This is a genomic window from Motiliproteus sp. SC1-56 (assembly GCF_017309075.1).
Lineage (GTDB): Bacteria > Pseudomonadota > Gammaproteobacteria > Pseudomonadales > Balneatricaceae > Motiliproteus.
This window is the reverse complement of record NZ_JAEMGS010000026.1, coordinates 1-9823: the sequence shown is the minus strand read 5'-3', so window position 1 is coordinate 9823 and position 9823 is coordinate 1. Positions and strand designations below refer to the sequence as shown.

The window sequence follows — 9823 nt, the reverse complement described above, 5'->3', positions numbered from 1 at the left end:
ACGCCTTCGGTCTGTGCCATCCAGAGGCCCAGCAACTCCTTCTCGCCATCCATGTTGATGCCCAGGGCTGTTGATCAGCGTGCCGGATTGACCACTTTCAGCTTCGAACGTTGATCAGCCTAGAATTGGCTAGAGGCATCGATACGGGCGGCTTGTAAGCCAGTCACCCTGGTCAAAAATGGACGCTGAAACCTGGTCAATCAGGCATGCTGAATGACAGCTGGCGTGTTTCCTTTGTAGTCATATAGTACCTCGTTTAACGATTTTACTCGCTTAACGAGGTGTCCAGTCCGGACGGAGCGCATCAAGTGTCGGTAATACCTTAATTGAGACATTTGCCACTAAAGGCGGCTGTTGATATATTCTTCTAATGATGTATCTCAGGGACTGAAAATGAATTCAAAGAGCAAAACTAACATCTTTTTTAGAATCATTAACTCCATTGTTAATTTGATTTGTGCACTTGAGAATACAAGCTATGTCTTAGCGGTCAGGTCTCAAGTGAGTCGTGCAAAACTCGAAGACGAAATAGATGCGGATTTTGATAGTTACGAAAAAACCCTAGATGAATTAGAGGTTAATAAAGCTTCTATATTAGGTTCTCTTAAAAAAGCCGCGATTATAATTTTTCCGATAATTGTCATTGTGATTGTTTTGTTCTAAATATAATTCCTGCTGGAATTAATAGCAGGCGTGTCTTTTGTTCTGTTTGTTATATTTAATAAGGTGAGCCAATGAGCGCATATCTAGAGAAGTTGAAAGATTTTAAAGGTAATACAAAAGCGCAATGTGAGCAGTTTATTCTTGAGAATTCTAAAAAATCTTTGGCAAATCAGTTGAAGGAAGCCGGAGTTGATATCAACGATGTCCAGCCAGAAGAGATGGAGGAGTTGTTAGCTGCCGAAGTTGAGAAACAAAAAGAGTATGCAAAGGGACTAGCTGTCGGCGCCGGCGGTATCGCTGTGTTACTAGAGTTGATGTGACAGTGTTTAGGCTACTCAGCCCCGTACTAATACTGGCTATATGGCACCGTAACAAGGGGAAAATTAAAAGACTCTTACTCTTAGCCGCTCTGTATGCAGTGATCATCTTTGTCATAAAAGACTTCGAGTCCGTAGTCGATGGCAGCGTGCTCATCTTACTCAAAACGACTAAATGGCTTGTTCTAGTGATCGCTCTTTTTCATATATCTTTGGCAATGAGAAATGAAAAAGGGAGGGGTGAGTTATCGAGTGATCAAGAGGTAGCTAAATCTATAAAAAGTCATGAGCCGACTAAATTGCTGACAAAATCCCAGAAAATAATCAATAAATACAGGAAATAAGCCAGCTTATGTGCCTGGAAATTATTGAAAAGAAGCGAAATGAAACACTTTTTTTCTCTGAGTCAGGTCTGGCTTTCTGTATGGGAGTAAGAAATTCGATACTACAGAATGATAAAGCAACGTTGCTTGAAGAAAAGGTCGCAAGCATAGGGATGGCCGCTATATTTACCTGGGCTCTTGGCGGTTTGTTCGCTTTTTCTGGAGCTGGATTTGTACTCTTTATTATAGGCCTTGTTGCATCAAGAATTATCAATAGGAAAGTTTATGGTAGGGAGAGAGACGTTAAGGATATATCTGAGATAGAGGAGAGGCTATTAGCAGTTATTGCAGAAAAAGAGATGATGCTAAATGCTCTTAGATTAAAAATAAAGTTAAAAAATACGTACAAGGAAGTCTTGTTTGTTGATTTTCATAAAATATACTCTGAGGTTGGTGAATTTTTAGAATTGGTGAAAAGTCATGATTCATCAAACCTCTCCTTAAAGTATAGGTCCGTTTATGAATCAAATGTTAGAAAGTCTGGCGAGGTTTTAATGGCTTTAAATAAGGCATACTGTATATGACTATTGGAATCATGGTTACCGTTATCTTTATTGGATTGATATCGTTCCTTTTTGTCAAAAGTGTAACCAATAAAGATACTAACTACCGTAATGAGTGCGTTGCGGTCGGCATACTAGGAACTTTTGTTGGTATAACGATAGGCTTGTTTAATTTTGATTCAAGTAATGTTTCGGATTCTATTCCCGCTTTTCTAGATGGGTTAAAAGTGGCCTTCATTACATCGGGTGCGGGAATGATCGCTTCGGTATTTCTCTCTTTTAGAAAACCTGATTCTGAAGTTAGTAATTTAGAAGTGCTTGTTAAATTGCAAAAGAAGAATAACGACGTGATTGAAACTGCGCTCAACCACCTGAGTGCAAATGCAACAAGCCAAATCGTCGATTCTCTTGAGCAAGTAATTGGAGAATTTAATAAGCATATCGAACTCCAGCTAGGGGAAAACTTTGCTGAACTTAATCAAGCGTTCACGAAGCTGGTAGAGTGGCAGGAAAAGCATAAGGATATGATTGATAATCAATACCGCCTTATGCAGCAACAGCATGATATCTCGATAGCCAAGTTGGAAAGTTTTGTTTCGATTGAGGAGGAAAGGAGTGAAGCTTTAGGTCATCAGCTTAATGAATTTCTGAATGTGCTGAATAGCCATGCCTCAGAACTTAGCGCGCAGTCTAAGTCGATGAAGAGCACTATTGAAACAATGAACAGTCAGTCATTGAATATCACGAAGTCATTAGAAAGTAGTGTCTCCAGCGTGAATAATAAAATCGATAAATCGGTAAAAATTGCTGAAAGTAATATTACTGCACTCATTGGAGTTGCTAATGGCAAGTTGAGATGAATCGCACTTCTAGCATAGGCCTAGCTGACTTGATGTCAGCACTTATGATGACCTTTTTATTCATTGCTATTGCTTTCCTTGCTAAACTAGAGCAAAGCACGATCACTTTTGTTGAGAAGTTGAACCATGCTTTGCACGAAGAATTCGATCCGGACCTTCAACGTTGGAAAGCGGAGATCACTCCTGACAATGTTGTACGCTTTCATTCTCCATTTAAGCTGGGTAGTAATGAGATCCCAGAAGTATTCAAAGCAGTGATCAGTGAATTTTGCCCCCGCTATATACGAGTTCTAGCAAGCGATAACTTAAAGCAGGGCATCAAAGAGGTGAAGGTTGAGGGACATACTTCTCATGGTTGGAATAAAGGCACCGCATCCGAGGATGCCTTCATTAACAACATGCGACTCTCCCAAGAGAGAGCGACGAATGTGTTGTCATATTGCTACTTGATGGAAGATCCAGTCATTAAATCCAATCGTGACTGGCTGGAAAAAAACTTTCATGCTAATGGGTTAGCTTACTCCAAGCCGATATATATCAAAGGTAGAGTTTCGTCGAGGCTCTCTAGAAGGGTTGATTTTATGGTGATACCAAAGATCAACGGGAAATAGAACCAATTTTTTACTCCTTCTAGAAGCATAATCAAGGATGACGTCTTGTGAAAGATATCGCTCTAGAACATTTACGAAAGATGACAGGGAGTCCTCAGGCCTCATTTCATGATGGCCAGTGGGAGTCTATAGATGGGCTTGTAAATAAACTTAACCAGTTACTTGTCGTACAGAGGACGGGTTGGGGTAAAAGTGCTGTTGCCAAGTCGAGACCGATACGCATAATTTCCATGATGGGCTCCTTCTTGTCGATTGGTTGCGTCAACATCCAATCTGGCACATAGATGCCGTAGGAGGGGGAGTCCATCCCATTTCTCTAGCCATTATCGCCCTGGAGCATATCGCCGGAACGTTGTCTGGAGTGTTGTTGCTGCTGACGGCCATGCTCGTGGGATACATGAGATACAATTACCGCTATAGGTAGAGCCGCTGGCCCAAAGAGGAGGGTCCAAGAGCGCTCGTTTACTTTGAGTAATCGAGAAGGCCAGAGCGACGGAGCGGCTACTTAAAGCTACCGCATCTTTTCAGCGATCTTGCGAGTTCTTTCCGCTTCTCTTTCATCCACTGGGTCTAACCGGTCCCACGCGGCGAAGAGCTTCGTTTGTGTGTCACTGATCCTTAGTCCGTATGCATCTCGCATATAGAAGTAGATACGAGCAATATCCCCTTTTACGGCGTCAGTAGGCCGGGCCTTTCGGGCTTTGAAGTCGACCTTGAAATTGCACGTTCCATATTGGTCGGCTGGGCCTTCCAACTCTGCGAAGGAGTAGTTGGACCTGTTACCGTTGATCTCGCCAATGGTGGGGACGAGGTTCATTAAGTCAGCTTCCATGAGGCGAAACTTCTCACTGGTCTTTCGGCAGTTCTTGCGCCCCCCGTCCTGCCAGCACTGTAGTTGATGACCAAAGGCCCAGGCCGGAACCACATGCTCCCACTCGATGCGGTTGGCTCGACGCACTTCCTTTCTGACCTTGTAGCCACAGGAAGCCAAGTCAGGTACTAGTTTCTTACCCTTAGCGTGGTAGTCGCAGCCACAGTAAAAGCTCTTCTGTTGGTCGGCATAGACCTCAGCAGCCAATTTCTTCGCTTGGTAGAAGCTCTCTGGTGGGGCTGCTTGGAGGGGAAATACCGATAGAGCCAACGCCGATGCGAGCAGTAATCGTTTCATCGATTATTCAGGACCGTAATCAGGCGGGTATAGAAGGGGTCAGTGGCAGGGTTGTAGCCTTCTGTTCCGCCCCAGTAGTACCGGCCAAGAACGGATTTCATATTCTCATAGTGGCGCTCTGTTTTCGATCGCCGCCGCCTTGGTGTTGTACCCAGTTGGGTAGCTATCTTCTGCTTCCATGGGTGGTTGCTGCCCATGATGTTTTCATTTCGCTTGATCAACTTCTCTACAAAGTGGGGGCCCACTAGGTAGTCTCCCTTTTGGAGGTTGCAGTCACCATGCGATAGTACCAAGTTCCACACCTCGTCATGGCTAATTACCTGCCGGGGGAGGAGGTGGTCTACATGTATTTTGCCGTCCATCGGCTGGCCGCAGTAGAAGCAGGTGTTGCCCTGATAGCCCTGTAAAAACTGGATATTGTGGGTCAGGGGTTTGCGGTCATAGCCGCTTGCTAAATAGATCTCACGGATGTCATTGGCCAGTTGGTACTCTTGCTGCGACTGACTGATGGCAAAGGCCCCTTCTAACAGGTTCCAGCGAGCAGTCAGTTCGCTATCAAGTTCTGGGAAAGAGGTGTCGCTGATAGTCAGCAACTCATCGGTCAATACCAAGCGTTTGCCGAAGTGCGCCTCGTAAAACAGACTGCCGGCTATCTGCTTATCAGTCCCGATGGTTTGGAAGCGTGGTACGACATCGTTGAAGGCGTCTTCACTGACCTTCTTGACCGCTCCCGCATAGGTAATCCGCCCCGATGCGAGGTCTCCGCAGATTCTTTCCATTACGGTACGCCTAGCCCGGTTCGCTTGCTGGGGCATCGGGTTGGAATCAAGTCGTAACCTGTATTGATCAAGGAAGTCTGAAGCCAACTGCGCCCATTCAATGGTGTTACTGCCTTGCCGGGCATGGTCGAGAAGCACCCGACCAAGAGCCATCTTATAGGTCGCCGCATTGAGCCCGTAGAGAACGATTCCCTTCCAGTAGTCAGTAGGGGAGAAGTCAGACACTCGGCTTCTCCAGTACCACAGTCTGCCACCAGACATCGTCACGGCTGTATGTGTCCTCGGCCTTCTGAACGCATAGAGACCACAGGCCCAGTTCTTCTCCATCCCGCAGCAACTCTTCTGCACTGACTTCGTAGACTTTACGTCCCTCAGGAGGTGGTCCGTGACGCAGGGATATCATCAGGCGCCCTCCTACTTTGATTAGGGGGCCAATATTACGGAGCGATTCCTTACGCTGTGGAGTCGGTAGGTGCATCCATACGGCGCTGATCCAGACCAGGTCGAAGGTGCGTCCCGCCGCGACAGTCTGTTGTAGCTCGGGTAATGAATCTTCGATCCAGGTGATGCTGGGTGAGGGGTGTAAGTCCTGCGCCTTCCTGCGCAGATCTGAGGCAGGCTCTACGGCCACCACTGTGTACCCCTGAGAGGCGAACCAGGCGGCGTCCCTACCCGAGCCAGCGCCTATCTCAAGCACTGTTCCTGGGGCGGAGGGGAGGTGAGGCCGAGCATGCTCGTGGACCTGCTCAAACGTTCGGGACTCGTACTGCTTGATGAGCTTGTCAGAGTCCTTGTTGTAGATGCTTATGGTGTTGGTATCCATTCCTGCTACCCGAGGAGTCGTTGGATTGATGGTACGGGTTTTTGATAGTACCGGGTAGCTTGGCTCCAAAGTACAGGGGAGACGGTCAAGGGGCTGAACACTGTTGATCAGCGTGCAGGATTGACTACTTTCAGCTTCGAACGTTGATCAGCTTAGAATTGGCTAGAAGCCTCGATACGGGCGGCTTGTAAGTCAGCCACCCTGGTCAAAACTAGACGCTGAAACCTGGTCAATTAGGGATGCTGAATGACACCCGCTGAACGCCGCGTCGAACTCCGCGTGTGTGCCCAGGCGGTAGCGCGGATGCGTGGTGCACTGATCGCCGACGCGATCGCTGCCGCAGACCGCGCAGCAGCCATGCAGCCGATTAGCCAGCAAGCGAGCAAAATCCTTAAACGCCTCACTGCCGGCGCAGTCGATCGCTGCCACATCGTTTTCCAGCCTAATCTGCGTAATTCGACCGTGTACGCCGGCCACCATCAGTACGCGGGCGAACCGCCACAAGTGGGCGGCATAGCCGACCGGGCAGTCATCCAAACTCCCTGGCGTAAACAACCCGCCCCCGTTCCCGACCAATTCATTCGCCAACCGCTCATCCATTTTCACGCCCCCCAGAAACGCGAAAAGCGCCCTGGTGCGAGCCGGGACGCTTTCAAATAACTAGTTGAATTATAAGCATTTAATTGCGTTTTGTCAAGTTGGGCCGGTCGTCGTTTAAGTTATTCGGCAAGGTATTCGCTGGCTCAAGACCCTCTCGTTGTCGTCAAAACTCAAAAGCGTCGCTCGCCGCTGGGCAGGGGTGCAGGCTTTTACTGCCTGCACGCGGTTGATGAGCATTTCAAAAAGCGGGCACCGTCAACCCGACCGTGTCCTCGCTCGTGCCGAGCTGCGGGCCGCACCCCTCGGGTGGACTGTGCGTGCTTGCCTTCAAGGCGTTGCGCGGCGATACGCTAAAACCGCTGCGCCTAATCCTGCATTACGTTCAATGAACGTGCCCATTACCAAAAATCGCAGAGGCAAAAACGGCTTTTGGCTTGCCGCCAGCCATTATTGGATTATTGGAATCGCGAAACCTACTCAGCAGCCAAAATCGATTTTTGGTAATGCACGTATCTGATGCTTAATGAGTTGATTAAAAGCGATATTTCATTTGCTCATACAAGAGTTTTTGGATTAAACCTGCATCGAGCGCCGATGACAGAAGTCGCCGACCGGGATTTTATTTTTACCGGGATTGGTCTTGTTGCTCACGAGAGTCATTGAGTTAACTAGCGATAACGTACTTTCCTTACGTCCCAATCTCGGTAAGAAAGAGAATTCCGGGAGCGGTCATACCGGACTGCTCGGCAGACGCCACTTCTGCGACTTAGCCGCCAACCGATAGAGTCTAGCAAGACGTCTGGTTCTGGCCCCATTGCAGACTGTTCGGTATAGCTCATATAGCACTTTCGTCTGCAGTCAAAAGACAAGACCTGACCCCGTGCCCCTACGCGTTTATACAAGGTATAACTTCAAATTATTCGACTGTTTGCGAATGCGGCATTTCGGCGTATTTGCACCCATTTTTAAAGGAATAAGGGTGGTCAACCGCCAATTTCGAGCACAAACGGATTGCAGTGAGTGCGGGATGTCAATGAAACATAAACAGTTTGCGCATTTTGGCATGATGCCTGCTCTAGGTGGGGGTCTGCGTTCAAGGCTCTAGCGAACGCTACTGATGTGACACAACAATAAAATCACATGAGGATACTGACATGAGCCCCAGGTTTATCTCCATCGCAGTGGCAGCGGTCGTGCTGCAGGTCCCAGCACAAAATGTACAAGCTTTTAACTTGCTGGATCCTTTTAAGATCATCCCGCAACCGAACGAGACGCCGGTCACTCCTGCTGTTGTCCCGCCGGTGGTGGTTCCTGCTGTTGTCCCGCCGGTGGTGGTTCCTGCTGTTGTCCCGCCGGTGGTGGTTCCTGCTGTTGTCCCGCCGGTGGTGGTTCCTGCTGTTGTCCCGCCGGTGGTGGTTCCTGCTGTTGTGCATGGGCTGTCGGAGCCCAGCGCGCCCAATGCAATCGAAGTACCTTTGCTCAATCCCGACATTCAGACGATCAAGGAGAACCTTCGTGAGACCACCGCGGGGGCTGAGGAGATTGCCGAAGGTGTTGCAGCTGTGACTACGCAGGCGGACTCTTTGATTGCGGACGAGGTCACCGAACGGTTGTTGGGGAGTGACGCAAAAAAACTTCATAAAGATTTCCACGCTGTGGCGAACTTCGGACAGCAATTTGGCGCTTCAGTAGCGGCTGGGGCCAATGCTGCCGTTGAAGATGAAGACCTCAATCACCTTAGCCCCGTCGTGATCGTTGCCGAGGCACACATTCGCATGGCCCGCGACCAATACTGGAATGCGGCCTCTCCTCTTCCTGACTGGGTCGTAGCGCTGATGCCTCCCGAGCTGGTGGCCTACGCGAAGAAAGCTCGCTATATCGAGCAATCCGAGATCGGGGTTTTAACGTGGCCAAATGTCGCCTTGAAGGAACGTCACGCAATCGTTATGGGTGACCTGATTTTTGTGGATTCTCTGACTCCGCACGAGACCGAAGAAGAGAACAATTACTTCTGGGTGCACGAGGTCTATCACGTAAAGCAGTACGACGAAATGGGGATGAACGAGTTCACCACTGCCTACCTCGGCGAGCAGCAAAATCCTAGTCCGGTAGGTCACGACGAAATTAACCGGTTCGAACGCGAGGCAGATCTTATTGCCTGTGCCAAGTACCCGGTCAATACCGGGATTGCGTATATTTCCGACTGCGGCGAGCTTGGCGCAGATCCCGCGCCTTCCTCTGAACCTTACGCTCACCGCTGACCGAGGAGTGTGAGTAAAAACAGGAGCCCTCCCCCTCCCTGACCTTCTATGAGAAGCTGCGGGGAGGGGCTGGGCGAAGGCGAATCATGGCACGTCCAATTGCCGGAGCATATCTTCGATCACACCGTAGCGTAGCTGGCGGAGAAAATGCAGCTCCCCTTCCGAGAGTGTAAAAAAATCTGTGTAAGTGGCATTCTTCCCAACCTGTTGAAAGGACAACAGAATGCCCATTACAGACAAGCTCGTAGACCAACTGCTGGCGGGCTGCTCCAGCCCTGAAGACATCCTCGGTGAGAGCGGTTTGCTCAAGCAGCTCACCAAGAAAGTCGCTGAACGCGCCCTTGAAGCCGAGATGGAAGATCACCTCGGTTACTCCAAGCATGAGCCGTCAGGCAAAAACTCCGGCAACTCCCGTAACGGCAAGAGCCGCAAGTCCGTGCGTTCGGTTCACGGCGATATTGAGCTTGAAGTACCCCGTGATCGCAATGGCACCTTCGAGCCCAGGCTCGTCAGAAAAGGCGAGAAGCAGCTTCAGGGCTTTGATGACCGTATCATCTCGCTCTACGCGCGGGGTATGACCACCCGCGACATTCAGGCCCATTTCCAGGACGCCTACGGCGTCGAGGTATCACCGACCTTTATCTCCCAGGTTACCAACGCGGTAATGGATGAAGTCACCGCTTGGCAGAGCCGACCACTGGATACTGTCTATCCCATTGTTTATCTCGATGCCCTAGTGGTCCGCAGCCGTGACTCCGGCCAGGTTCAGAACAAGTCGGTTTACCTGGCCCTGGGCATCAACATGGATGGCGAGAAGGAGTTGCTGGGCCTCTGGATGGCACAGACCGAAGGCGC

Annotated in this window: 11 protein-coding genes; 8 read left to right on the top strand and 3 right to left on the bottom strand. The window is 49.3% G+C overall.

The features are described 5' to 3' along the window. The first annotated feature begins 393 nt into the window (after window positions 1–393). The 5 genes from JGZ97_RS17875 to JGZ97_RS17855 all read left to right on the top strand — a co-directional run bounded on the left by JGZ97_RS17875 (window position 394) and on the right by JGZ97_RS17855 (window position 3337). Window positions 394–663 carry a hypothetical protein gene (locus tag JGZ97_RS17875; protein WP_207064072.1) on the top strand — a complete coding sequence of 90 codons (270 nt, stop codon included), beginning with the start codon at window positions 394–396 and terminating at the stop codon, window positions 661–663. A 71-nt stretch (window positions 664–734) separates the two neighbouring features. After that, entirely contained in the window at window positions 735–983 is a 249-nt protein-coding gene (locus tag JGZ97_RS17870) for a hypothetical protein (RefSeq protein ID WP_207064071.1), read from the top strand. A gap of 349 nt (window positions 984–1332) precedes the next feature. Next, complete coding sequence (locus tag JGZ97_RS17865; RefSeq protein WP_207064070.1) at window positions 1333–1887, top strand: hypothetical protein; 555 nt, start codon at window positions 1333–1335, stop codon at window positions 1885–1887. Further along, window positions 1884–2726, top strand: coding sequence for a hypothetical protein (locus JGZ97_RS17860; protein WP_207064069.1), 843 nt, complete (start codon window positions 1884–1886; stop codon window positions 2724–2726). The genes JGZ97_RS17865 and JGZ97_RS17860 overlap by 4 nt, the downstream gene beginning before the upstream one ends. Further along, window positions 2723–3337, top strand: coding sequence for an OmpA family protein (locus JGZ97_RS17855; protein ID WP_207064068.1), 615 nt, complete (start codon window positions 2723–2725; stop codon window positions 3335–3337). Before JGZ97_RS17860 ends, JGZ97_RS17855 begins: the two co-directional genes overlap by 4 nt. Before the next feature lie 511 nt (window positions 3338–3848). Here JGZ97_RS17855 and JGZ97_RS17850 read toward each other — a convergent pair. The 3 genes from JGZ97_RS17850 to JGZ97_RS17840 are packed head-to-tail and all read right to left on the bottom strand — an operon-like array spanning window position 3849 to window position 6107. Beyond that, window positions 3849–4505, bottom strand: a complete 657-nt coding sequence (locus JGZ97_RS17850) for an endonuclease (protein ID WP_207064067.1) — start codon at window positions 4503–4505, stop codon at window positions 3849–3851. Beyond that, on the bottom strand, window positions 4502–5509 hold the full coding sequence (locus JGZ97_RS18370) for an HNH endonuclease (RefSeq protein WP_207064066.1): 1008 nt from the start codon (window positions 5507–5509) through the stop codon (window positions 4502–4504). The genes JGZ97_RS17850 and JGZ97_RS18370 overlap by 4 nt, the downstream gene beginning before the upstream one ends. Then, window positions 5502–6107: a bifunctional 2-polyprenyl-6-hydroxyphenol methylase/3-demethylubiquinol 3-O-methyltransferase UbiG gene (locus JGZ97_RS17840; RefSeq protein WP_207064065.1), complete on the bottom strand. Its 606-nt coding sequence runs from the start codon at window positions 6105–6107 to the stop codon at window positions 5502–5504. Before JGZ97_RS17840 ends, JGZ97_RS18370 begins: the two co-directional genes overlap by 8 nt. A 246-nt stretch (window positions 6108–6353) precedes the next feature. Between JGZ97_RS17840 and JGZ97_RS17835 the strand changes: the two genes are divergently transcribed. The 3 genes from JGZ97_RS17835 to JGZ97_RS17825 all read left to right on the top strand — a co-directional run. Continuing rightward, on the top strand, window positions 6354–6767 hold the full coding sequence (locus JGZ97_RS17835; RefSeq protein WP_207064064.1) for a hypothetical protein: 414 nt from the start codon (window positions 6354–6356) through the stop codon (window positions 6765–6767). Between the two features lie 1094 nt (window positions 6768–7861). Next, on the top strand, window positions 7862–8968 hold the full coding sequence (locus JGZ97_RS17830; RefSeq protein ID WP_207064063.1) for a hypothetical protein: 1107 nt from the start codon (window positions 7862–7864) through the stop codon (window positions 8966–8968). 223 nt (window positions 8969–9191) lie between these two features. Then, the coding region (locus JGZ97_RS17825; RefSeq protein WP_207064062.1) for an IS256 family transposase at window positions 9192–9823 on the top strand (632 nt) is incomplete at its 3' end.

Excerpts from the sequence above, each read along its gene's own strand:
- JGZ97_RS17875 (WP_207064072.1), top strand. The coding sequence starts at position 394 with ATGAATTCAAAGAGCAAAACTAACATCTTTTTTAGAATCATTAACTCC.
- JGZ97_RS17870 (WP_207064071.1), top strand. The coding sequence starts at position 735 with ATGAGCGCATATCTAGAGAAGTTGAAAGATTTTAAAGGTAATACAAAA.
- JGZ97_RS17865 (WP_207064070.1), top strand. The coding sequence starts at position 1,333 with ATGTGCCTGGAAATTATTGAAAAGAAGCGAAATGAAACACTTTTTTTC.
- JGZ97_RS17860 (WP_207064069.1), top strand. The coding sequence starts at position 1,884 with ATGACTATTGGAATCATGGTTACCGTTATCTTTATTGGATTGATATCG.
- JGZ97_RS17855 (WP_207064068.1), top strand. The coding sequence starts at position 2,723 with ATGAATCGCACTTCTAGCATAGGCCTAGCTGACTTGATGTCAGCACTT.
- JGZ97_RS17850 (WP_207064067.1), bottom strand. The coding sequence starts at position 4,505 with ATGAAACGATTACTGCTCGCATCGGCGTTGGCTCTATCGGTATTTCCC.
- JGZ97_RS17840 (WP_207064065.1), bottom strand. The coding sequence starts at position 6,107 with ATGGATACCAACACCATAAGCATCTACAACAAGGACTCTGACAAGCTC.
- JGZ97_RS17835 (WP_207064064.1), top strand. The coding sequence starts at position 6,354 with ATGACACCCGCTGAACGCCGCGTCGAACTCCGCGTGTGTGCCCAGGCG.
- JGZ97_RS17830 (WP_207064063.1), top strand. The coding sequence starts at position 7,862 with ATGAGCCCCAGGTTTATCTCCATCGCAGTGGCAGCGGTCGTGCTGCAG.